The organism is Haladaptatus sp. R4 (genome assembly GCF_001625445.1).
Taxonomy (GTDB): Archaea; Halobacteriota; Halobacteria; order Halobacteriales; family Haladaptataceae; genus Haladaptatus.
Genome location: NZ_LWHG01000021.1, coordinates 103,776 through 127,488 on the forward strand (window position 1 = coordinate 103,776; position 23,713 = coordinate 127,488).

Here is a 23,713-nt window from a genome sequence, read left to right on the forward strand (position 1 = left end):
GATGATTCTGAAACTCGTCCGCTGACCGCCACCGAGATTACTGCGAAACATTTTCAGGAACGGAAAATATTAAACACCAGCATAACTAACCCCGGAGTACATGACTGAACGAATCGCCACATCCACGGGGCTGTTTCCGCTCCCCGATTGGGCGAAGGACGATCTCTCCGATCTGAAGGGCCACCAGAAACACGACCTCATCTCGGGCGACGAAGGGTCGGAACTGACCACGGTGTACGACGACGCACGGAAGGAAGTCGTCGCGGTGCAACAGGACGCCGGACTCGACCGGGTCGTAGAGGGGCAACTGCGCTGGGACGACATGCTGGCTCATCCGCTGACGGTACACGATTCGGTCGAAACCGGCGGAATCGTGCGCTACTACGACAACAACAACTTCTATCGCGACCCCGTGGTCGTGGACGAACTCACGTTCGACGGCGACGTGGCGAACGAACTGGAATCGACCGCCGAACTCGCCGACGACGTGCAGGCCGTCCTCCCCGGTCCCTACTCGCTCGCCGACCTCGCTACCGATGACTACTACGGCGACGACGAGGAGTTCCTCGCCGCGGTCGCGGAGTTCCTCGCCGGGGAAGTCGAGGCGTTCCCGAGCGTCGAGACGCTGTTCCTCCTCGAACCCTCGCTCGTGGAGAACCCGCCCGCGGACGGTGAGGACGCCCGCGCAAGCGAGGCGATCGACGTCGTCGCGAACGCGACGGACGCCGACGTGGTGGTACAACCGTACTTCGGGTCGCTCACCGAGAAGGTCCACGCACACGTCCTCGACGCCGACATCGACGCGCTCGGCTACGACCTCGTGACCGACCACGACGGCTGTCTGTCCAACATCAACGAGTTCGGGACGACGGATTCGGTGTCGCTCGGACTGGTCGACGGGCAGAACACGCTGGTCGAATCACCCGAGACGGTCGCCGAACGGGTCGATTGGTTCGAGGAGAACACGCCGGTCAACGAGTTCGAGAAAGTGTATCTCACCACGAACACGGAGCCGTTCTACCTGCCGTACAACAAATTCGAGGAGAAACTGGCCGCGCTCGGTGAGGCCGCGCGGTTGGAGGAGGTGGAAATATGACTGAAGATAGCCGAGAGCAATTCCGTCCGGAGGATCACGACAACGACCACTTCATCCTGACGACCATCGTCGGGAGTTACCCCAAGCCGAAGTGGGTGGACCGCTCGCGCGAACTCTACAACGACCCCGACGCGGACTTCGACGGGAAGGCGTGGCAGGAAGCGAAAGACGACGCCTCCCGCCTCATCACGGACGAACACGAGCGCGCCGGACTGGACGTCGTGGTGGACGGCGAGATGCGGCGCAACGAGATGGTCGAGTACTTCGCCCACCGAATTTCGGGCTACGAGTTCAACGGTCCGGTGAAAGTGTGGGGACACAACTACTTCGACAAACCGAGCGTCGTCACTGACGTCGAGTACGACGAAACGTGGCTCGTGGACGAGTACGAGTTCACCAGCGAGGTGGCCGAGCGTCCCGTGAAGGTGCCCATCACCGGCCCGTACACGCTGGCGAGTTGGAGTTTCAACGAGGCCTACGACGACGAGGAGTCGCTGGCCTACGACCTCGCGGACTTGGTGAACGAGGAGATCGAGAAACTGGTCGAAGCGGGCGCACGCTACATCCAGATCGACGAACCGGCACTGGCGACGACGCCGGACGATCACGCCATCGTCGGTGGCTGTCTGGAGCGCATCGCGGACGGCATCCCGGACGACGTCTACCTCGGTCTGCACGTCTGCTACGGCGACTACTCGCGTATCTATCCCGAGATACTGGAGTTCCCGGTGGACGAGTTCGACCTCGAACTCGCCAACGCGACTTCGAGCAGTTGGACGTGTTCCGCGACCCCGAATTCACCGCGAACCTCGCGCTCGGCGTCACCGACGCCCACACCGCCGAAGTCGAGAGCGTCGAGGAGATCAAGGCGAACATCCGGAAGGGACTCGAAATCGTCCCGCCCGAGCAACTGACCGTCAGTCCCGACTGCGGTCTGAAATTGCTCCCGCGCGACGTGGCGTACGGCAAGATGGCCAACATGGTGCAAGCCGCGCGCGAAGTCGAAGCGGAACTCGATGCCGGTGAGATCGATATCGGCGGCGAAGCGGTCAGCGCCGACGACTGACGCTCGACGGCGTCCCAAAGACGAGTCTCCTCCTGTTTTTCGACCAAAAAAGTTCGAGCGACGCGTTTTCGCTCCGTTACCTGCCGTAGTGGCCGTGGCCGCCGTGGTAACCGCCATGGCCACCGTAACCACCGTGATGTCCGTGACCGTGATGGCCACCATGACCACCGTGCCCGTGATGACCGTGGCCACCGTGGTGTCCGTGTCCATCGCGCGCGTATTCGAACTCGACGCTGACCGGAACGCGGCCGCCCTCACCCGGATGGGCCGCCCACGTCGAAGCCGCGATGACTTTCTCGAAGTTACCGTTGTGGAGGAAGTGTTCGAGTTCCTGTTTCTCGCCGTCGTCGAAGGTCCGCATGTCGAGTTGCTTCACCTTCGCGCGGCCGTTCTTCTTGATGCCGATGAAGGTGAACTGGTACTCGACCTTGTCACCCGTCGCCTCGCGGAGACTCTCGAACGAGTCCGTGGAGTCCGTGGCGACGTGCTCGCCGCCGACTTCGACGTTCCGGACGTACATGCCGGGATGAGTGGTCGCCCAGTCGGTCACGTAGCGGAAGGCGACGAGAACGTCACCCTCGCCCTCGTATTTCGAGAGGTCGAACGACTGGTTGACCCAGGTTCCGTTGGTCGTGCCGGTGTATCCCGGTACGTTCTCCTTGACCGTCGGGTGAGCGTCCGGGTTCGGGGAGTCGTCAGTCCGGTTGGATTCCAGACTCTCCCACGTCTCCCCGCCGTCCGTCGAGACCTGCACGAAGCCGTAGTCCCAGTTCTTCTCGATGTCGTAGTTCGTCTCGAACGACAGCGTCGATCCGTTCGAGAGGTCGGCATCCATGATGGCGTACCGGTCGAGCAGGGTTCCGGACCCGGAGTACAGTACCGTCCCCTCGCCGTCGACGGGATCAGTCGCGGTCTGCCACTGGGTTCCGATGTAGTCCGTTCCCGATAGCTCCACGCCCGTTATCGGCCCTTTGTCGGACGTATCGACCTCCTTGTAGTTGGTTCCCCACGCGCCAGCGGTACCGACGTCGTTCGACGTGTTGAGGTTCAAATCGAGACCGTCGATGTCGTACTCGTCCCGGACGTGGTGGTCCGAGGAGTCGAGCACTGCCGCGGTCGAGAAGTCCTGGTAGAGGTGGTAGAAGTCGGTGTTCGCACCGGTCTCGTTCAGGGTTTCCTCGACGCCCGCGATTCCGTTCTTCTCGTCGTGTGCGAGGTTGCTGATGAAGTCGGTTCCGTACCTGTCGCTCAGGTACATCTGGAAGCTGAGCGCGATGCCGTAGTCCGAGAGGACGTTGATAGCCCCTTGGTCCTCCCAGTTGGTGAGGGAGTTCGACGGCAGTTCCTCGTAGGCGTCGATGTGCTCTTGGGCGATGCCGTAGCCGGTGACGGTTTCGGCGTAATCGGACATGCCTTCGTTCACCCACGTCGTCTCGTCACTGTCGAGGTCGTTGTGAATGAGGTGCTGGTACTCGTGTGCGAGCGTTCCCTCGGAGCCGACCTCGTCGTTGGTTTCGTTGACTTCCTGCCATCCCGCAGCATCGAGCGTGACGACGTTGCGGTCGGTGTACTGCTGAATCTGGGGCGAGTAGAACCCGGCCGTGTAGATGGGGTACGACGAGTTGTAGTAGTTCTCGTCCCGGATGTTGTCCACCAGCAGGACGGTCTTGCCGGACCCGTTCTCGGTGTGGTAGTAGTCGTCGGGGACCGCACCGATTTCCTCCAGTTGACTGTCGGTCCCGTTACGGGCGTCGGGTTTACCGAACACGTCGGCTTCGGTGTCGTAGATGTTCTCGTCGAACGCCGTGCGAAGCGCTTCGGCCTGCTGTTCCGAGACCGTCGGGTCGGTGCGGGAGTCGTTTTCCGGCCACGTCATGTCGCGGGCGACCCACACTTCGACGTTGTCACCGACGGAGAGGAGCGTGAAGTTCTTGAAGTAGTAGCTGTCGTTGTCGGAGCCGAGGTACTGCTTGGTCGTTCCGATGCCGTCCGGGTCGGTCGCGTCGTCGGACGGGTCCATGATGATGGACGAGTCCGTATCCGCGAGGATGGATGCCGTCCCGGCCTGTTCCCTATCCGTCGTCGTGAACCTATCGGGAGCGGAATCGAAATCTATCGGCTTGTCGAGCGACTCCTGTGAGGGTTCGCCCTTCCGATATTCGACCCCGTCCGAGGAGTTGTTCACGGGGTGCTTCGGGTCGAGGACGGTCGGACGAAGGTCGTCGCTCGTGTTCGGGTGTGTTGCTACAGTACCGCCGGCCCAGAGGGCCGACGTGGACAGTACGACTAATAAACTCAACGCCACCGCTTTTATTTTCATCCGACGTGTACTGTTAACTCTATCTACATAATTATTTGCAAAAATGATTGAATTATTTAATCACATTAAATACTAAATACAGATGTCTTTTACACTCGGTGTATCCCGAATTTCGATTCCGAGTGCCCTGAGATACCGTGGCTGTGAGACGAGCAGGGAGGTGGAGCGACTGTCGCGCGGTCGTTTTCACGCTCGCGTTTCCGCGAACGGTACCCTTTTCGCTTCGGAGAGGATGGTTTCGAACGTATGAGCGGGACATTCGACCACGTAATGATGCGTGTAGAGGATTTGGACGAATCGCTCGACTGGTACCAGACGCACCTCGGATACGAGGAGAAAAGCCGGTGGGAGGCGGATACGTTCACGAACGTCCACCTCGGTCCCGAAGACGTACACGAGGACGGGGCGACACTCGAACTGACGTACAACCACGACGGCCGTTCCTACGAGATGGGCGACGCGTGGGGTCACATCGCGGTCCGCGTCGAGGACGTGTACGACGCCTACGAGGAACTGATGGACGCCGGTGTGGAGGATTACCGCGACCCCGATTCCTGCGGTGGTCGCTACGCGTTCGTCAAGGACCCCGACGGACACGAGATCGAAATCGTTCAGCGCGACCACGGTGCTCGCTGGAGTATCGACCACACCATGATCCGTGTCGAGGACGCCGACGACGCGCTCGGGTTCTGGACGCGTAAGTTCGAATACGTGCACACGGGGCGATGGGAGTCGGACACGTTCGCCAACTACTTCATGAAGCCCGAGGACGCCCCCGAAGAGGCGATGGCGGTGGAACTGACGTACAACTACGACGGCCGTTCCTACGAACTGGGCGACGCGTGGGGTCACTTCGCGGTGCGCGTGGACGACCTGCGCGACGACTGGGATACCCTGATGGAGCGCGAGGCAGTGGACTACCGCGACCCGGAATCGTGCGACGACAGGTACGCGTTCACCAAGGATCAGGACGGACACGAGATCGAACTCATCGAGAACTGAGCGCGAATACGGACGGTTCTTTTTCGGCGATATCGAACAATATTTACTGGGAACTGCATAACAGATCCGTAAATATCAGTTAATATCCAGTCATCGAATTCTATCATAATCACTTCGAGACCATGTCTTGTATTCGAGGTCCCCATCCGTTCCTACTTAAAGACTGGAATGGTGAATCTCCGACTTAATGGCTCCTTGTACAATTTCGGGATCGCTCCGAAACACTCTATTGGTCTCCTCTATTACCTTTTTCTCGAATTTTCATTGACGCCGCTATCGCCTGATTTCGGGCGCGTAAGTGCGTAATGACCGATTACCAGACCACAAAGCATTTATAATAAGGGAATAACTTTCTTCCTGTACCCCTACCCATGGTGGCAGATGGAGTACTACTTCCTCCCGAACCGGTTCGGGTTGGACGAAATGTCTATACGGTCGTGGGAAAAGAACTGTCGCCGACAAAGAAACAATCAACGAGAAAGCATGACAGGAAATAACTCAAAGGTTCGCAGCCTCGCCCTGACCGCGATGCTCGTGCTGTCGGTCTTCGCCGGCACCATGGCGTTCGCAGGCACGGCTGCTGCTACGACCCACTCCGCAAGCGACGGTGACGACACACTGTCGAACGGAGGAACCTACTTCCAAGGTGAACAGCTATTCATTTCGAACAGCACACAGAACAGCAGCGGAAACCAGAACCTCGACTCCAGCGACACGACGTACGAGGTTCGAACCAACGATGACGACGAAACCCTGAGCAGTGCAGGATCTGTCGGAGATAACGGTAACATTCTCCTCGACACGAGCGCACTCGACAAGGGGAAGTACTTCATCGAGGACCAAGACAACAACAAGATCGCTTCGTTCGAAATCGTCGAGCAGGACCTCAGTGCCAGCTTCGATGACGACTCCGTTGTGAACTCGGACACGGACACGAACGCGACGACGCTGACGCTCAAATCCCCGAAGCGTCCGAGCTACAAGGTTAACGTCTCGGCGGACGACCTTTCGTGGGAGGATCTTCAGGACGTATTCGGTAGCGCAGTTACCGACACGTACAAGGACGACGATATTGTCACAATCAGCGGCAGCACCTCGGAAGATGTCAACGCTCAATTCGGCAGCATCGACGCCGGTACGTACAACTTCACGTTCAATGTTGTCGACACCGAAGCTTCGTCGGAAGCCTCGATCACCGTGGACAAGGCTGGCGACAAGACGGCGACCTTCGTGAACGAAGAGTCCACCCCTCGCGGTGACATCGCCAACATCACGATCAACCTCGACAATACCGACACCGCATACGTTCAGATTGGAAGCTTCGCAGATTCCAACTTCCAGTCGAACCTCAACGTCACGGACTCTGACGACGACGGTCAAGTGGTTCTCAACCTCAACACGTTCAACACGAACAACGCAAGCGTCAACTACGTTACTGAAGGAGACGGAACGAAGATTACGGGCCGTAACTCCTCAGTGCTTAGCTCCGAACCGCTCGCCTCTGGAAACTACGACCTCGCCGTCAGCACGACTGGCTGGGAAACCCAGAGCGACAACAACGGAATGGACGTTGCGAAGAGTCCCTCGGACAAGACGCAGCTCCGTATCAGCGACCGCTCGACCGACTCGATCAGCACGTGGATCCAGCCCCAGAGCGTTGACACCCACGATGACGTTGCAGACATGACGGACACCGTCACGCAGCGTAGCACCGTCGCAGGTAGCGACAACGTCGTCCTCAAGGTCGACGCAACCGGTATCTACGGTGCAATCGATAACAGCGACCTCGAATCGCAGCAGAACATGTCGCTGACGCTCGAAGAGACCGGCGACAACGTCGAGAAGAACACCGAGGCAGACACGCTCAGTGCCAGCGACTTCACCATCGTCCCTGACGGTGACAACGGCACGTTCTACGCGGTCATCTCGGCAGACGAACTCGCAGATGCGGACGGTGCAGATGGCTACGGCGACTGGAAGGCGACGTTCACCGTCGACGAGAACTACGTTCTCAACGGCGATGACGAGGACCAGTCCGTCTCCACCACCTTCACGTACGAAGAGCAGGACACTTCGCTGAACGGCGGCGAAGACTTCCAGGCTCCGAAGGGTAACTCCACCGTCTCCGGTAAGACGAACCTCGCACCGGGTACGGAACTCAGCGTTGTTGCCGACAGCAACATCTTCTACATCCCACAAGATGTGACCGTCAACGACGACGGTACGTTCTCGGCGAAGTACAACTTCGACCGCGATGACGTCGACAACGGCACCGAGTTCTCCGTCTACGTCAGCAGTGACGAAGACAACACCAAGATCGGTGGTGTCGTGAACGCTGACATGAACGACGGCACGACGACCACGACCACGACGACGTCGTCCACGACGACCACGACGACGTCCTCGACGGACACGACCACGACGTCTTCGACGGACACGACGACGTCCACGACGTCCTCGTCCGAGACGACGACGTCCTCGACCTCGACCTCGACCTCGTCGAACGACGACGGTCAGCCTGGTTTCGGCGTCGCAGTCTCCGTCGTTGCACTCCTCGCCGCTGCGCTCCTCGCGCTCCGCCGAGAGAACTAAATCGGACACCGCGTCTGATTTCGACTGACGAAAACTAATTCATTTTTCGCGTACTCGACCCCTCAGCGACGGCGTTACTGAACAGGTCAAAATAATCGAAAAGAAGCCATCCTCCGTTTTACGACGTACCGACTCACACGACGTTGAGCAGTTCGCTCGGCGCGTCCGCGAGCGACGCGAGGGCGTCTGCCTCGATGTGATGGAGATCGCCGGGGACGACGAGCAGGTGGAGCGGGTCGCCGAAATCGCGCTCCGCGAGTACTGATAGTCGATCGGCTTCGACGAGCGGGTCGGGGCTTCCGGCACGCGCGACGACGACGGCGAGCACGTCGTCGTAGCCATCGGCGAGCAACTCGGCCGCGTGGTTCGCCGTCATGTACTCGTCTTCGGTCTCCGACTCCTTTCGCGGATTCCAACCGACTTTGATGTCGAGGTAGACGAGCGTATGGAGTCCCCGTTCTCGGTTATCGTCGAGCACGTCGGTCACGCTCGCCGGAAGCCCATCCGCGCCGTGGGCGTACTCGAACGGGAGCGTGGTCGCTTTGCCGAACCGATAATTCTGGAGACCGGTGAGACCGCTGGCCGCGGATTCCGCAGTCGGCGCGTGGATGACGCGGGTGTCGATACCGCGGTCTTCGGCACGCAGGCGGAGGTCCACGTGGGTCGTCGAAATCATGGTGTCGCCAGCGGTGAGAAAGGCGGCGTGTCCGGATTCGGCGGCGTCGAGGATATCCTCGGGATCCTGTTCGACGCCCGGGCGATCACGAACTTCGATGTCCGTCCCGTGAAACGCTTCGAGGTCGGCGACGTCAGCGCCGATGAGTTTGCTGGTGTAGAATTCGGCGAAAACTTCGTCCGCGTCGGCGATCGCTTCGCGGCCCTCGACGGTAATCGAGCGCTCGTCGTACAGGCCGAGACCGATGAAAGTGAGCATGAGGAGGGTTTGGAAAGATGCACGTTTAAGCGATGCGACCCGAAGCGTCAGCGTTAACGCCCGCTTCCGGCAAGGTGACGTATGGAAGTACCTTGCGTGCGCGTCGAACGGGAACAGGGGGAAGCGGCGCGCCGCGAACTCGCGGAGTCGGATTTGGTGGTGGACGAGGTGGAAATCGTGGTCGAAGACGGTTGGCTCTACATTCCCGTCACCGACCCCGACGCGGTCCCATCCGAGTTCGAACTCGTCTCCCACGATCTCCCGACCCGCACGACACAGCAGATGCCCGCCGACATCCTCGGCTTCGAACCGAGTTACGAACGACTCGGGAACATCGTCCTCATCGACGAGGACGACTCGGAACTGGCGGGGGAAATCGCGGACGCCATCATCGCATCGGCGTTGCCGGTCGAAACGGTGCTCAACCGCGCGTCGAAGGTGAAAGGAGAAACCCGGGTGCGCGACTGGGACGTGCTGGCCGGAAACGGCACCGAAACCGTCCACCGCGAGTACGGTTGTGAGTTCCTGTTGGACGTCGCACGCGTGTACTTCTCGCCGCGTCTCGCGACGGAGCGACACCGTGTCACCGAGCAGGTCACGCCGGACGAGCACGCGTTCGATATGTTCGCCGGTGTCGGGCCGTTCGTGATCCCGTTCGCAAAGCGCGATGCGACCGTCGTCGGCGCGGACGTGAACGAGGTCGCTATCGACTACCTCCAAGAGAACGCACGCCGGAACGGGGTCGAAGACCGCGTGACGGCGATTCCGCGACGTTCGAGGGACGGCCACGGAGTACGAGGACTGGGCCGACCGCCTCGTGATGAACCTCCCCCACAGCGCCGACGAATTCCTCGATACCGCCGTCGCGCTGGCGAGCGACGACTGCGTCATCCACTACTACGATATCCAACACGAGGACGACCCGTTCGGACCTGGAGAGGAGGCGATTCGGTCGGTTGCGGAACCGGAGTACGACGTGACGGTCGAAACGCGACGGGAGGTCCGGTCCTACGCACCCCACGAACTCAACGTCTGTTTGGACGTGCGGTTGACGCGGTAGTTCGTGACAAGTAACGCCATACTCGACACTGATTTCGCAACCCTTATGCCACCTGTGGGGTCTATAATTGAATGTAGTTCGAAGCACACCAATGCGGTGTCCGACCGAGCGAAGTGAGGTCGGATTCGGGACGCTGAATGTAGACGCGTGCCGGTGTAGCTCAGACTGGCTAGAGCGATTCCTTCGTAAGGAATAGGCCGAGGGTTCAAATCCCTCCACCGGCTCTTTTTCATTTCCGCCGTGCCACACGACATGCGATCCTGTTTCTGGTTAGGATGTTCCTACTCCCTGTAAAAAACGGAATTGGTGAGAGCTGCTCGATCTCCATTCGTTCGTAGGGAACAGACGTTAGACGGCATAAATAGCAATTTCAATTGTCATTTGTAGAAATACTCCCATCGACAGGGACGAACTGAATCGGACGGAATCGAGGTGATCAATATGAACGGTTTCAACGATCTGCGCCGCTTTTTCTCGTGGGTGACGAAGGGAAAGCCGCAATGAGAGTAACCTCGCAGAGAGTCCTCGCAAGCCTACTGGTTGCCGTCCTCCTCGTCAGCGGCGGAACGGGTGTCGCACTCGCCGACGGCCACGCCACAACGAGCGACGTCACGAAGCTCGGGGGGCAGGATATCACCGTTAGCGACGTCACGATAACCGTCTCGGACACCCATCTCTCCGGACCGGGATTCCCGGACGTCTCCATCGATCATCGAACCTACACCCTCGACGATTCCACGATGAGTATCGACGGCCTCCACGTATCCGTCAACGGGCACCAGTACGAGATCTGTAACATCGACGTGACGCTGAAGAACATCGGCGTGACGCTGGACAACGTCCAAATATCGAGCAACTAAATCGAGCTAGAAATGTCGACGGCTACGACCTAGCACACCGAAAACGGCACGAGAACTAACACGGAGCGGTGACGCGTTCGTCGTCACCCGGCCGTTTTGGCCGACGCGTTCCGCGTCGCCGCCGAACCGTTCGTCGATGCCGTCTTTTTCGACTTGTTTCGCAACCACTGACGGTACTGCTTTTTCGGAAGCACGCGGACTTTCGTCCGCATTCGAGCGTGTCCCGACCCGCAGAACTCGGTGCAGTAGCCGCGATACGTTCCGGTTTTGTAGACGCGCGTGTGGATGATCGTCGTTCGTTTGGGGAACACGTCCTGTTTGACCCCTAATTGGGGAATGAACAGCGAATGGATCACGTCCGCGGAGGTCATCCGAATGTAGATGTCCGTGTGTGCGGGCAGGACGAGGTCGTCGTGCGTCGTGACGTTCGTCCCTGGATACTGGAACTGCCACCCCCACTGATAGGCGAGGGTGTGAACCGTCACCGCATTCGATGTGTTCGCGGCGTCGGCGACGCCCATTCCCGCACCGCTTCCGCTCGCACCTCCCAGACTCGAACCGCCCGCGCCACCGCCGGTCCCTGCGCTCCTCGGTTGTGTCGGCGTGATGTACGGGTTCGTCAACACGGTGAACGCGGCGACACCGACGAACAGCAGGATGATGGCGGTAGCGATGGTCCACGTGATTTCGAGCGGCTTGTCTTCCGCGGTCGGTTGCGGGTCGTCGTTGTTTCGAAACCGAAAGACCGCATACACCAAAATGAGCTCGACGAGGAGCGTCAGTGGCAGCGCTACGTACGCGAGCTGGTAGTTCAGCGAATCGATGAGTCGTTTGTTTACGGACTGTGCGGCCGCTGGTTCGACGGCGGTGATTCCGGCGGTGAGGAGAAGGCATGCTATCGTCCCCCACCGAACCCCTCCAGTGCGACGGCGTCGCATCGTTCCCGAGTCAACTGACGTGCGGATATAGCTATCGTGCGTTCGTTGAACTGTCTTTCATCCATCATTATCTCCGAATTGCCCCCCGTCTTTATTGTGGTCGACAGTGACACGAAGGAGTATGCACGGGGGGAGGGGAACGAGCGGGTGCCACCGGGAGGGGCCCCGATGACGAACCGAGCGCTAATCGAACTCACCGTCTTGGGTCTTCTCGTCGGCGGATGTTGGTTGCTCACCCGCTTGGCCCGTCAACGGTCGGCGAAACCGGACGGCGGATATCCGTCCCCGCGCGAGTTCGATTTCGACCTCGGTTCGATCTGGAACTCGATAACCTACTGGACGACGACGACGAATCACCGTGACATCGGGAAACTGTACATCGTCTTCGGGACGTTCGCGGCGCTCTGGGGCGGCATCGAGGCGATGATGATGCGGACGGAGCTGTTGACCCCGAACGCGAGTATCTGGTCGACCGAGACGTACAACGCGCTGTTTACGTCCCACGGGTTGACGATGCTGTTCTTCTTCGTCACGCCGGTCTTCTTCGGCATCGCCAACTACTTCCTGCCGCTGCTCATCGGCGCGGACGACATGGCGTTCCCGCGGTTGAACGCCATCGGGTTCTGGTTGTTGCCCCCTTCGTTGCTCCTCGTCCGTGGGGGGCTTCCCTCACAGGTCGTCGGCCAGTTCCTCGATCTGGTCGGGATACACGGACCGCTGTATCAGTTCTTCTGGACGCTTCACGATCCGGAACTCGGATGGACGCTGTACACGCCGCTCGCGACACAGAGCACGGACCCACAGGTGAACTTCCTCCTCCTCGGCCTGCACCTCTCCGGCATCGCCACGACCCTCGGTGCCATCAACTTCATCGTCACCATCTTCTACGAACGTGAGGAGGGCCTCGACATGGGGTCGCTCGACATCTTCGGGTGGAACATGCTCGTGACGAGCGCACTCATCATCTTCGCGTTTCCACTGCTCGGCAGCGCCGCGATCATGATGCTGCTCGACCGCGTGTTCGGGACGACGTTCTACGCGGCGAGCGGTGGCGGACCGATGCTGTGGCAGAACCTGTTCTGGTTCTTCGGCCATCCGGAGGTGTACATCATCTTCCTCCCGGCGGCCGGGTTGATGAGTTTCATCCTCCCGAAGTTCGCGGGCCGGAAACTGTTCGGGTTCAACTTCATCGTCTACTCCACGATGGCCATCGGTGTGCTCTCGTTCGGTGTCTGGGCCCACCACATGTTCGTGACCGGAATGGATCCACGTCTCCGCGCGAGTTTCATGGCCGTCTCGGTCGCCATCGCGGTGCCGAGCGCCATCAAGACGTTCAACTGGATCACGACGATCTGGTCCGGGGAAATCCGACTCACGGCACCGATGGTGCTCTGTATCAGCAGCATCGGTACGTTCGTCGTCGGCGGCGTCACCGGCGTGTTCCTCGCGGCGATTCCCATCGATATCGTCCTCCACGGCACCTACTACGTCGTCGGTCACTTCCATCTGATCCTCATGGGGATCATCCCGTTCATGATGATCGCCGCGAGCTACTACTGGTACCCGATCCTGACCGAACGGATGTACGACCGGCAACTCGCGCTGTTCCAGTCCCTGCTGTTCGTCGTCGGATCGATCGTGACCTTCGGGACGATGATCATCCTGGGACTGTTGAACCTCCCTCGCCGCTACGCCGTCTACCCCCCCGAGTTCGCCTCGTTCCAACGCATCTCGACCATCGGGGCGTACATCATCGGTCTCTCGGTGCTGCTGTGGCTCTACAACATGCTCTGGTCGTACTGGAACGGCACACCCGTCACGGACGCCGACGTGTGGGGGCTGAAACGAACCAACCAGTTCACCCGCGAGTGGCAGTGGTTCGAACGACGGCTGGAGGCGAAGTACGGCATCGAACCGACCGAACCGGAGACGACCCGAGCGGCCGCCACGGACATCCCGAGCGAGGGGAGTCCGAACGTCTTCCAGGGCGTCAGATCGCTCGGTGTCTCGTTTCCACGAGTCGTCGCAGCGGCCGCGATCGGCGGTCTCGTCGGGACGGTCCTCATGTCCGGCGTGTTGTTCACGGCGACGATTTTGAACGTGTTCAGCCTCTCGTCGTTCGTCAACCTCGCCGGCTTCGTCGGACAGCAGAGCGTGGTCGTCGGCTACTTCCTCTTCCTCATCGGTGGCATGACGACGTGGGCGCTCCTGTTCGCCGTGCTGGCCGAGTACCTGCCGGGTGAGCCCCGTATCATCACCGGGTTGGCGTTCGCGACGGTGATCGCCGTCGGGTTCGCCTTGGCGTTCTACACGGGACAAACCGGTCTCCATCTGCTCGCGTACGTCGTCTTCGTCCTCATCGCCCACTGGTTCTACGGGTTCGGCCTGTCCGCCACGTTCGAATACCTCACGGAACGCTGGCAGGTGACCGAATGAGCACGAACGACCGACAACCTGAATCCGTCACGGAGGAAGGATCGGTTCGAGATGCGCTGTTGACCTACGGCGCGCCGTTCCTCGGAACGCTCCTCATCGCCATCGGAATCGCGGGCGGCGTCCTCGGCGGCTACGCCGTCGTCCAGACGCATCTCAATCTGTGCGGGCACGCGACCATCGACGTCTATTCGCCCGACGAGACGAACCAGCTGACGGCGGCGACTCAACGCGGTCCGTTCCAGCAGTTCAGCGTCGATGAACTCGCCCCCGCCGAACGCCGGGCGTTCGAGTACGCACTCGACAACCCGCGGAGTACCGGTGACGTTCGTGGCCGGTTCGTCCACCGCGCCGCGTTCCGGAGGGGGGTACTCGTCACCTCGGGGGGCGAAACCCACTACGTGACCATCTCCTCCGCCAACCCGTGTCTCGGCGTGGACCCGCTGCTCTTCCCGCTCGGCATCGTGTCCATCCTGCTCGGTATCGGCGGCATTCTCACGCCGCCGCTCTACCGAAGGCTGCTCGAACGCGAGGAGCGCGAGGGGAACGCGGGATAGAAGTAGACACCCGACAGCACGGGGTCGTATATGCGTCCAGCACGGGGTCGGGTATATCGTGTTCGCCGTCGTCATCTCTGCGGGGGAAAACCATGCAGCAATCGACCGGCCACGTCTCGCGGATCACCCACTTCGCGCTGATCGTCGAGGATCAGGAGGAAGCGCTCGATTTCTACACCGAAACGCTCGGCTTCGAGAAGAAAGAGGACAGCGAGATGGGCGAGGACAGATGGCTCACCGTCGCTCCCGCCGGACGGGACGGGGTGCACGTCATCCTCCGTTCCCCGACGTGGTTCGGCGGGAAGGACGCCGACAGGTTCTCGCATCTCGTCGGGCACAACCCGATGATAGGGTTGGCGGTGGACGACTGTCACGCGACGTACGACGACCTGCGTGAGCGGGGCGTCGAGTTCGTCTCCGAACCGCAGGAACGGGAGTACGGCGTCGAAGTCATCGCGCTCGACCCGGAGGGGAACGAACTCCTGTTCGTCGAACCGAGGAGGACGGCGTAGCTCCTCTCATCCGGAGATGCTCGACCCGAAGTACAGCACGACGACGAGAAGCAGCCATATCGCGTCCACGAAGTGCCAGTACATCGAGACGGTGCTGACCGAGGCGTCCCTGTCGGGAGCGTACTGGCCGCGTATCGCTCGCGCGAAGACGACGCACAACAGAATCACGCCGAGCGTGACGTGCAGGCCGTGCAGGCCGGTCAGCCCGAAGAACGCGCTCCCGAACAGTCCGGAGGTCAGCGTGAATCCCTCGTGGGAGATGAAGTCGTAGTACTCGTAGGCCTGTCCGGCGACGAATCCCGCACCGAGGACGACGGTGACGCCGAGGAGGGTCAGGAACCGCTTTCGTTTCCCCTTCCCCAGCGCGATGTGCGAGAAGTGGAGCGTGAAACTGCTCAGAACGAGGACGGCCGTGTTGACGAGCAACAACGAACTCAGCACGTCGGGGAGTTCCGTCGGCGGCCACGGCTGTACCCGGATGAAGAAGTAGTAGGTGAACACCGCGCCGAACGTCGCGATGTCGGTCAGCAAAAACGTCACCATCGTCGCCTCGTAGGTGTACTTCGTCTTGCTCACGCGCCCCTGCCAGTAGTCGTGTACGTAGGCCTGGTTGAGCCACCCGCCGAGTCCGACGACGAGCACGGCCAACCCCCCGATAGCGATCACCCATCCGGCGAGTTCGGGGAACACGTCCGTGACGTGACCGAGTATCGTGAGCGCCGCGCCGAGATACATCGTTCCCGCCCCGATGGCACCGATGATGGGCCATCGACTCCCCTCGTGATGCGCCGAACCGTCGGTTCCCGACGACTCGCCGTGTGCCACTGACTCGGACATAACCGGTAGAGACACACCGCGGAGTGACAAAAATTCGACGGCAATCGGGGTCGGTCAGTTCCCGTTCGACATCGACTCGATGAACACGAGCGGGTCGCGGGTCTGGAGCCACACCGTCCCCTCGCCGGAGAAGTGTGTCACGCGCCCCTCGCCGCCGAGGATCGAGGATTTGATCCCGCCGTCCGTCTTGCGCGTGAGGTTCAACCCGTCCGTCCACGCGATGAGGTGATCCTCGTCCACGACGAGCGGATCGTCGTCGGTGATATCGATCTCGTACAGCGATCCGTACGAGGAGAGGAAGGCGATGCCGTCGCCCTTCAGGGCGAGGACGGTCAGTTCGCCCGACGAGAAGAAGTTCCCGGCCTCGTTGACCGCGGTTTCGTGCTCGACCTCGGGCGTCCACGCGACCGGTGCGCCCGATTGGGCCTTGATGCGCCCGGTCTCCCGGAGATCGATCGGGACGATGTCGCCCGGCATATCGGGCGCGAGCGTGACGTGTGCACCGTCGACCGACGCCGTGAACGTGTTCGAGACCATCTCCCGTTCGTCGCTGATGGCCCGGGAGAGCATGCCCGAGATGCCGCCGCCGCCCCCGATTTGGGCGTCCGCCTTCATGCTCTCGCTCCGACTCACCATCGCACCCGTCTTCGCCTCGATGTGCTCGTCCGCGTCGAGCGTCACGGTAAGGATCGCGTTGCTCGGTCCGTTGGTAATTTCGTACTCCATACGGAAAAATGAGGGCACCACAGTATATGAATCTACTTGCCTGAGCGGTTGAGTCGCCGTTTTATAGCAATTCCGCACCCGTGAACGAAATTTCCGTTCGGTTCGGAAGCGCGTCCTCGACGCCGACGGCGAAGACCGTTTCGCCGAGCATGGCCATGCTCGCCGCGCCGCCTGATTCCTCCACGTCGGCCACGGTGCGTCGAACCCGTTCGGTCGGCAACCCGATTTCTCGTGCGAACGACCAGGCATCCCGCGTCAGGCGTTCGAGCGACGGTTCGTCGGGAAGCGAATCGAGGGTTCGCCCGCCGACGGTTTCGATTTTCGCCATGATGTCGGCGTCGCCGAGCGTCTCGCTGGTCGCCATCCCGCCGAACGAGACGTACTCGATGGCGTTCGTCGGTTCCCACCGTCGCCGTCCCGTGCCGTCGTCCATCATCAATCCCCCGGCGGATTGGATGAACACGTCCCCGAGTCCGGTTCCAGCGTTCACCTCCGCGACGTGTGCGGCCTGTACGAGGTCCTCGCGCGAGCGCCCGAGGTCGAACGTTGCGTTCGCGGACAGCGCCGTTGCGAGCGTGGCCGCGCCGCTCGCTCCGAAGCCACAGCCGATGGGAATCGCCGATTCGAGTTCGACGCGCGCCGTCACGGCCAAGCCGTCGAGGACACCGGTGACCGGTTCGAAGTCGGTCCGCTTGCCGTCCAGCAGTATCTCGGTTCGGTCGGCCTCCCGAACGTCGGCCACGATGCCGTCCTCGATAGCCATGCTCGCGCCTTTCGACCCGTCGCCCGATTCGGCCGGTGCGAACACCGCCGTCACGCTTCCCGGAGCGAACGCTCTCATACTCGTATGGATGCAAAAGTGGGCCTTGAATCCCCCGTCACCGGAACCGCGTATTAGCAGGTGTATAAATCGAACGCGGGCGTTCACATCGCCCCGTCGTCGAATTCGAGCGTCACGTCGAGCAGGTCCGACAGAATTTCCGGAAATTCGACGACTTCGACCCGTTCTTCGTCCTCGTGGAGGCGGACGATTCCGGCGGCGACGAGACGGGGGATGTCTGTGTGGTGCAGTTCGGTGTAGATGTGGACGTGTTCCTGTCCGGAGAGCGGTTCGTCCTGTTCGGCGTCCATCCACCCCGCCACGCTGTCCGCGAGGCGCGTAACGGTCGTCCGGTCGTGCCGTCGGAGATGATACAATGCGTACCGCCGACGCGGTTCCGCGAGAATCTGAAGCAGTGCGCGTAACGAGTGTTCGTCGCCGTCCATGCCTTCGCTACCGGATGGTGTATTTTTATGGTAGAATAATAAGATACCGGATTCACCTGTGTCGGGCAAAGTTATAGTCCCCCCTTGGAATGATAGGGTATGGTCGACTTCCTGCCCTCCACCGTCGATTCCGTCGCGGACGAGGACCGCGACCCGCGGGTCGTCGGCGTCGACAGCGAAGATGCGGACGCGTTAGTCGCGGCCCTCTCCTCGCAAACCGGCCGGACATCCTCGCCACCCTCTACGAGGAACCGGCGACCCCGGCCACTATCGCCGAACGCGTCGATACCTCCCTTCAAAACGCCCAGTACCACCTCGGCAAACTGGAGGACGGCAATCTCGTCGAAGTCGCGGACACGGCCTACTCCGAGAAGGGTCGCGAGATGAAGGTGTACGCCCCGACGGCCGAACCGCTCGTCCTCTTCGCCGGGAACGAATCGGACACGGGAGGGCTACAGTCAGCCCTCAAGAACCTGCTCGGCGGAATCGGCGTCCTCGGACTGGCGAGCCTCGTCGTTCAACGACTCGCCGACGGCAAGCCGCTTCTCGGAACGTTGACCCTGAGTTCCGGAGGCAGCGACAGCACTTCGGGCAGAAATGCCGACAACGGTGCCGATAGCGGGGCCACGACGCACGCCAACAACGCGGGCGGCAGCGCCCCCGATACGACTCACACAAGCGGGACGCACGCGAGCACGACCGCCCACAATGCGGGCGGAGCGGCCGACAACGCGACGTCCACCTTGAGTAAGACGGCGGATCACACGACGACGGCGGTGCATCACGCGACCACGACGGCCTCGGATCAACTGACGACCACGGTGCAGTCGAGTACGACGAGCACGACGCGGACGGTCGCAGAAAGCGCGGCGAGCGCCGGAATCCCGCCGGGACTGCTCTTTTTCGCCGGTGGGGCGTTGATTCTCGTCCTCGGCTTCGCAGTCTGGTATCGCCGGGTGTATCGACGCTGAACGCTAAGGGCCTCCGTACCGTCTTCTTGAGCTATCGTGCTCGACCGGACGACCCTCGGCGTCGCCGGGACGGTTTGTACCGTACTGGGAGCGGCGCTCCTCGTCGTCTCGTTTCCGGTCGTCATCGTCGGGATTTCCGACGTCGTCTCGCAGACACGGACGGTGACCGCCGCACTCGCCGTGCTCGTGCGGACCGCCCCGAGCGACACGGCCCTTCACGGACCGCGGTCACGGCTCTCCTTCGGATTGCTCGGGGTCGGCGTCGGGTGCTGGTTGCTCGGTGCCGGACTGCTCGCACAGGGGCGCATCGAGCGGTTGGAAAAGCGGGACGGGAGAAACGGCGGAGCGTGACGACTGAAGCGTCCGTGAAGCGAAGCGGATCGAAAAGGGGGAGGGGTGTGACAAGTGAAGCGTTCGTGAAGTGGTGGGGTGTGGCGCGAGGTTCCGAAGAACCTCGTGAGCGGCGAACACCGTCACGTGGCGAGTCGTCGGCGACGACACGGGACGACGGTGCAACCGCAGGTATGGTGCTATTCGATGGATGATGGCAGGATTTGTCACGTCAACGTTGGATGCGCCACGAATCGTGAGAGATGCTGCTCGCAAAAAAGCGTCGCTAAGTGGTCTATATAGCGGAAAATAGCCGCGGATCGGCTCGGGGGCTGTAAATATGCAAAACCATTTGGTTCTCCCGTCGGTTGCGAACGATATGGACGCGTTCGAGCGACTGGAGGCCTTTCTCCAGCAACTCCGTCGGAACGTCGGCGTCGAAACCGTGTACGGCACTCCGGTTCATCTCAAGAACCGGACCATTATCCCGATCGCCAAGGTCGGCTACGGGTTCGGTGGCTTCGGCGGCGGGGGAAGCAGTCGAGTGGGTGGCGGCGCGACGGCGAAACCGGTCGGCGCGCTCGAAGTCACGCCGGACGGGACGCGGTTCGTCCGGTTTTCCGAATCCCGGCGAACGCTGATGGCGGTCGGCGTCGGCCTCGTCCTCGGTGTACTCCTCGGACGCGGGAACTGATTTTGGGGTAGGTGCGGTAACCGATTTCGATTCAGCGGGACGCGGTGACCGAACGGAGGACGGCGAAGTCGAAGCGGTCGATCCGTCGGAGGCCGACGAACAACAGGACGGCGACCCCGACGGGGAGCCAGTGGGTGAAGTAGGCGTTCATCGCCCCCCAGAGGATGACGAAGCTCACCATGTCGTCCAGCATAAATTCACAGGAATCGAGGCGGTCGCGGAGCGCCCGCCAGTCGAAGCCGAGTTCGACCAGTCCGACCGCGACGGCGCCGCTGACGACCCAACCGAAGTAGTTCGAGAGCGGGACGCCGTAGTAGATACCGCCGCCGGGGTACGTCCAAAACCGGAGCGCGACGGCCGCCGGGTCCAACACGAGGTCGATGACGACGACGACGGCGAGCGAGGCCGCGAAGCGGGCGAACCGCGAGTCCGCACGCGGGCCGAGCAGGAGGAGACAGAGCAGGTAGCTGTTCAGTACGAGCGGGAAGAAGAAGACGGGAAGCCCCGCCGGAACCGTCCCGAACAGCATCGGACCGAGTTCGAGGACGTAGTGGAACTGCCCGTACGGGAACCCCGTCGTCACGCCGACGAACTCGATGAGATAGGTGTAGACGGTCAACAACAACAGCGCGATACCCGCCCGTCTGTCGATGAGCGGCAACAATCCGGCGACGAGCGGCGAGCGCATGACGACCGTACCGAAGATGATGAGGAAGGGGTTCCGTGCGAGCCACGCCGGAACCCACGGCTCGGTGCCCGCGATGAACATCACGGCCCCGATGAGCGGAAAGACGACGGCGATGGTGAACCGGTTCTCGCGGACGAGCGCGGAGAACCGGGCTTCGATTCTCCGCCTGTCCATCTCCCGCCAATCGGTTCCGCTATCCATGCAGAACACCCCACAGGCCGCCCATCGTCAACACGGCCCCGACTGCGGTGTTGATGGCCGGATACCACCAGTAGGCCCGCGAGATGGTCACGTCGCGGGCGACCCACGCGAGGACGAGAAGGGGATAGACCAACAGGAGCACGCCCGCTCGCACGTCGAGGAGCGCGAATAGCCCCGCCGCTGCCAGCCAGCAGGCCGCGCAGTACGCCAGCGTCCTCGACTCGCCGAGGATGGTTGCGGTGGTTCGAATTCCGGCCCGCCTGTCGGGTTCGATGTCGGGAATCGCCGAGAACGTGTGCATGCCCATCGCCCAGAGCCACCCGCCGAGGACGGCGAGGAACGGCGGCTGACTCCCGGACAGCGTGGCGTAGGCCATCGCGCCGGGAAGGACGTACAGCCCGTTCGAGACCGAATCCAGAATCGGCGTCGTCTTGAACCGCAGCGGCGGCGCGGAGTACTCCGCGCCGAGAACCAGAAAGCCGAGCAGCCACGGCCACGCGGCGGGCGGCGTGACGAGGAGGAACCCGAGGCCGAGGAGGGCACAGACCGCGACGGCGACCGGAACCGTCCGGTCGCCCCGATACCGCGTTTCACGCTCGTCCTTCTTCGGGTTCTCCTCGTCGATGTCCGCATCGAACACGTCGTTGATGCCGTAGAGGAAGACGTTGGCCGGGAGCAGGAAGTAGACGAAGAGGGCGAGCGAAATCGGCGAGAGCAGATCACCGAGCGACGACGCGCCGTAGGCGAGACCCACCAGTACCGGCCCGGCGAGGTAGAGCCAGAATCGCGGCCGCGACAGTTTCAGTAGGGAGCGGATCATCGTTCGATAGTCGAGCATCGGTTGATACTCGAAGTTAGTAATCCTCGATCATGGCGTCTGCGGTGTGTTGGCCGCCGATGAGACACATCGGAACGCCGATGCCGGGGTTCGTGTACGACCCGGTGAAGTAGAGGCCGTCGACCTTCGAGGAGCGGTGGCGGGGGCGCATCGGACCGGTCTGCATGAGCGTGTGGGCGAGTCCCAGCGCCGTCCCCTTCGTGCTGTTGTAGCGGTCGGCGAACTCCGAGACGGAGAAGGACTTCTCGAAGACGATGCGGTCCTGGAGCGAGACGCCGGTGTTCTCCTCGATGTCGGCGAGGACTTTCTCGCGGAAGTTCTCGCGGATGGCCGGACCGTCCGGCAGACCGGGTGCGATGGGGACGAGCGCGAACAGGTTGCTGTGTCCCTCGGGTGCGACGGAGTCGTCCGTCTTGCTCGGCACGCAGAGGTAGTAGGCCGGGTCGTCGGGCCACGCCGGTTCCTCGAAGATTTCGTCGAAATGTGAATTCCAGTCCTCGGGGAGGACGAGGGTGTGATGGGCGAGCGGTTCCACGTTCCCCTCGACGCCGAGATACAACAGGAACGCCGAGGGCGCGTACGTCCTCGATTCCCAGTAATCGGCGTCGTACTGGCGGGATTCCGGCGGCAGGAGTTCCTGTTCGGTGTGGGCGTAGTCGGCGTCGCTGACCACCAGGTCGGCCGCGATTCGAGAATCGCCGCTGTGGACGAAGAAGTCGCCCTCGTTGCCCGTGATGTCCGTCACCTCGTGGTCGGTTTCGAACTCGACGCCCAGTTCCTCCGCGAGTTCGACGATGCCGTCCACGACGTCGCCGATGCCGTTTTCGGGGTAGTAGACGCCGAGGTTGAAATCGACGTGGCTCATCAGGTTGTAAATCGCGGGCGTGTTGTTCGGCGACCCGCCCAAGAAGACGAGCGTGTACTGCATGATTTGCTGGAGTCGCGGGTTCTCGAAGTAGCCCTCGACGTGTTCCTGCATCGACCCGAGGAGGTTCAAACCGCGCGCGTTTCTCGCCACGTCCATCGAGACGTAATCCCGAAACCGGGAGCGGTCGGTGTAGACGAAGTGTTCCATCCCGACGTCGTAGCTCTCCTCTGACTTGTCGAGGTAACGCTGAAGGGCCTCACCCGCCCCGTCCTCGTACGATTCGAACAACTCCTTGTTTCGCTCCAAATCGGGAACGATGTCGATGGAGTCGGTGGTTTCGTCGTCGGTTTTGAAGAAGATTCGATAATGCGGGTCGAGTTGCTGGAGTCGGTAGTAGTCGCTCGGCGTGCGGTCGAAGTGGCCGAAAAAGCGCTCGAACACGTCGGGCATCAGATACCACGACGGGCCCATGTCGAACCGGAAGCCGTCCGCTTCGAGCCTGCTGGCACGGCCGCCGAGCTGTTCGTTCTTCTCGAACACCGTCACGTCCGCGCCAGCGTCCGCGAGATAGCACGCGGTCGAAAGACCGCCGAAGCCGCTGCCGACGACGACCACCGAGCAGTCAGCGAGATTCATACCGGACCTGGGGTTGGAAGACTGATAAAAACAACCCCCCGACTGTTGGGTTTCATCACCGTATAAGGTCGGTTGTTCGGGGGTTTAGCTGGCGTATAACAAAGGTACGGGGTGTACTAGGAGTAAGTGCGCCCAACTTCTGACTCGGGCGCGTCAGTGTGTCAGTGTGAGCGCGCGTATGTCGGCGGTGCCAGAGGCTCTGGCGGAGGGATGGCTTCCTTCCAAAGTGTCACCAAACCTCTCACGTAAGTTCTCATCCCGAGATACCGTAGACCCCCACACTGCACC

The 23,713-nt window shown here is 61.5% G+C and carries 20 protein-coding genes, 1 tRNA gene and 2 pseudogenes; 13 read left to right on the plus strand and 10 right to left on the minus strand.

The features are described 5' to 3' along the window. Window positions 1-100 precede the first annotated feature (100 nt). Both A4G99_RS10040 and A4G99_RS10045 read left to right on the plus strand, forming a co-directional pair. Complete coding sequence (locus A4G99_RS10040; protein ID WP_066142890.1) at window positions 101-1,096, plus strand: 5-methyltetrahydropteroyltriglutamate--homocysteine methyltransferase; 996 nt, start codon at window positions 101-103, stop codon at window positions 1,094-1,096. Next, window positions 1,093-2,162: pseudogene (locus tag A4G99_RS10045) on the plus strand (methionine synthase). The gene A4G99_RS10040 and the pseudogene A4G99_RS10045 overlap by 4 nt, the downstream one beginning before the upstream one ends. A 76-nt stretch (window positions 2,163-2,238) precedes the next feature. Here A4G99_RS10045 and A4G99_RS10050 read toward each other — a convergent pair. Then, the gene (locus A4G99_RS10050) at window positions 2,239-4,482 is read right to left on the minus strand and encodes an immune inhibitor A domain-containing protein (RefSeq protein ID WP_223301813.1); all 2,244 of its coding nucleotides are present in this window, start codon (window positions 4,480-4,482) and stop codon (window positions 2,239-2,241) included. 246 nt (window positions 4,483-4,728) lie between these two features. Between A4G99_RS10050 and A4G99_RS10055 the strand changes: the two genes are divergently transcribed. Further along, window positions 4,729-5,484: a VOC family protein gene (locus A4G99_RS10055; RefSeq protein WP_066142896.1), complete on the plus strand. Its 756-nt coding sequence runs from the start codon at window positions 4,729-4,731 to the stop codon at window positions 5,482-5,484. Between the two features lie 483 nt (window positions 5,485-5,967). Next, complete coding sequence (locus tag A4G99_RS10060; protein ID WP_082837833.1) at window positions 5,968-8,076, plus strand: BGTF surface domain-containing protein; 2,109 nt, start codon at window positions 5,968-5,970, stop codon at window positions 8,074-8,076. Window positions 8,077-8,209: 133 nt separating this feature from the next. Here the strand turns inward: A4G99_RS10060 and dph5 are convergent, their stop codons facing one another. Then, complete coding sequence (gene dph5 / locus A4G99_RS10065) at window positions 8,210-9,010, minus strand: diphthine synthase (protein ID WP_066142900.1); 801 nt, start codon at window positions 9,008-9,010, stop codon at window positions 8,210-8,212. Window positions 9,011-9,091: 81 nt separating this feature from the next. On the opposite strand from dph5, the pseudogene A4G99_RS10070 reads away from it, so the two are divergent. The 3 genes and pseudogenes from A4G99_RS10070 (at window position 9,092) to A4G99_RS10080 (ending at window position 10,930) form a co-directional block, all read left to right on the plus strand. After that, window positions 9,092-10,070, plus strand: a pseudogene (locus A4G99_RS10070) (class I SAM-dependent methyltransferase). A 149-nt stretch (window positions 10,071-10,219) separates the two neighbouring features. Continuing rightward, window positions 10,220-10,294: transfer RNA gene (locus tag A4G99_RS10075), tRNA-Thr, on the plus strand. A gap of 276 nt (window positions 10,295-10,570) precedes the next feature. Further along, the gene (locus A4G99_RS10080) at window positions 10,571-10,930 is read left to right on the plus strand and encodes a hypothetical protein (protein ID WP_223301814.1); all 360 of its coding nucleotides are present in this window, start codon (window positions 10,571-10,573) and stop codon (window positions 10,928-10,930) included. A gap of 83 nt (window positions 10,931-11,013) precedes the next feature. Here the strand turns inward: A4G99_RS10080 and coxB are convergent, their stop codons facing one another. Continuing rightward, window positions 11,014-11,868 (minus strand): cytochrome c oxidase subunit II, encoded by an 855-nt coding sequence (gene coxB / locus A4G99_RS10085; protein ID WP_066142903.1) that lies wholly within the window; start codon window positions 11,866-11,868, stop codon window positions 11,014-11,016. 168 nt (window positions 11,869-12,036) lie between these two features. Here coxB and A4G99_RS10090 point away from each other — a divergent pair, with 168 nt between their 5' ends. The 3 genes from A4G99_RS10090 (at window position 12,037) to A4G99_RS10100 (ending at window position 15,370) form a co-directional block, all read left to right on the plus strand. Continuing rightward, window positions 12,037-14,304, plus strand: a complete 2,268-nt coding sequence (locus A4G99_RS10090; RefSeq protein WP_066145104.1) for a DUF6789 family protein — start codon at window positions 12,037-12,039, stop codon at window positions 14,302-14,304. Next, window positions 14,301-14,858: a hypothetical protein gene (locus A4G99_RS10095; RefSeq protein ID WP_066142907.1), complete on the plus strand. Its 558-nt coding sequence runs from the start codon at window positions 14,301-14,303 to the stop codon at window positions 14,856-14,858. Before A4G99_RS10090 ends, A4G99_RS10095 begins: the two co-directional genes overlap by 4 nt. A gap of 92 nt (window positions 14,859-14,950) precedes the next feature. Further along, window positions 14,951-15,370 carry a VOC family protein gene (locus tag A4G99_RS10100; RefSeq protein ID WP_066142910.1) on the plus strand — a complete coding sequence of 140 codons (420 nt, stop codon included), beginning with the start codon at window positions 14,951-14,953 and terminating at the stop codon, window positions 15,368-15,370. A gap of 6 nt (window positions 15,371-15,376) precedes the next feature. Here A4G99_RS10100 and A4G99_RS10105 read toward each other — a convergent pair whose 3' ends face one another. The 4 genes from A4G99_RS10105 to A4G99_RS10120 all read right to left on the minus strand — a co-directional run bounded on the left by A4G99_RS10105 (window position 15,377) and on the right by A4G99_RS10120 (window position 18,199). Beyond that, complete coding sequence (locus A4G99_RS10105) at window positions 15,377-16,207, minus strand: heme-copper oxidase subunit III (protein WP_066142912.1); 831 nt, start codon at window positions 16,205-16,207, stop codon at window positions 15,377-15,379. Between the two features lie 54 nt (window positions 16,208-16,261). Continuing rightward, the gene (locus A4G99_RS10110) at window positions 16,262-16,933 is read right to left on the minus strand and encodes a TIGR00266 family protein (protein WP_066142914.1); all 672 of its coding nucleotides are present in this window, start codon (window positions 16,931-16,933) and stop codon (window positions 16,262-16,264) included. A 61-nt stretch (window positions 16,934-16,994) separates the two neighbouring features. Next, the gene (locus tag A4G99_RS10115; RefSeq protein WP_066142917.1) at window positions 16,995-17,774 is read right to left on the minus strand and encodes a pantoate kinase; all 780 of its coding nucleotides are present in this window, start codon (window positions 17,772-17,774) and stop codon (window positions 16,995-16,997) included. Window positions 17,775-17,857: 83 nt separating this feature from the next. Continuing rightward, window positions 17,858-18,199: a hypothetical protein gene (locus A4G99_RS10120; protein ID WP_066142920.1), complete on the minus strand. Its 342-nt coding sequence runs from the start codon at window positions 18,197-18,199 to the stop codon at window positions 17,858-17,860. A gap of 89 nt (window positions 18,200-18,288) precedes the next feature. Here A4G99_RS10120 and A4G99_RS10125 point away from each other — a divergent pair, with 89 nt between their 5' ends. The 3 genes from A4G99_RS10125 (at window position 18,289) to A4G99_RS10135 (ending at window position 20,194) form a co-directional block, all read left to right on the plus strand. Beyond that, entirely contained in the window at window positions 18,289-19,170 is an 882-nt protein-coding gene (locus tag A4G99_RS10125; RefSeq protein ID WP_223301815.1) for a winged helix-turn-helix domain-containing protein, read from the plus strand. A 36-nt stretch (window positions 19,171-19,206) separates the two neighbouring features. Beyond that, complete coding sequence (locus A4G99_RS10130; protein WP_066142923.1) at window positions 19,207-19,521, plus strand: hypothetical protein; 315 nt, start codon at window positions 19,207-19,209, stop codon at window positions 19,519-19,521. A gap of 358 nt (window positions 19,522-19,879) precedes the next feature. Next, the gene (locus tag A4G99_RS10135; protein WP_066142926.1) at window positions 19,880-20,194 is read left to right on the plus strand and encodes a spore germination protein GerW family protein; all 315 of its coding nucleotides are present in this window, start codon (window positions 19,880-19,882) and stop codon (window positions 20,192-20,194) included. A 31-nt stretch (window positions 20,195-20,225) separates the two neighbouring features. Here the strand turns inward: A4G99_RS10135 and cruF are convergent, their stop codons facing one another. Genes cruF through A4G99_RS10150 form a run of 3 tightly spaced genes read right to left on the minus strand, consistent with a single transcriptional unit; the run spans window position 20,226 to window position 23,425 of the window. Then, window positions 20,226-21,056, minus strand: a complete 831-nt coding sequence (gene cruF, locus A4G99_RS10140; RefSeq protein WP_066145106.1) for a bisanhydrobacterioruberin hydratase — start codon at window positions 21,054-21,056, stop codon at window positions 20,226-20,228. A 19-nt stretch (window positions 21,057-21,075) separates the two neighbouring features. Then, window positions 21,076-21,903, minus strand: coding sequence for a prenyltransferase (locus A4G99_RS10145; RefSeq protein WP_066145107.1), 828 nt, complete (start codon window positions 21,901-21,903; stop codon window positions 21,076-21,078). Window positions 21,904-21,937: 34 nt separating this feature from the next. Beyond that, window positions 21,938-23,425 (minus strand): NAD(P)/FAD-dependent oxidoreductase, encoded by a 1,488-nt coding sequence (locus tag A4G99_RS10150; protein WP_066142929.1) that lies wholly within the window; start codon window positions 23,423-23,425, stop codon window positions 21,938-21,940. Window positions 23,426-23,713: the final 288 nt, after the last annotated feature.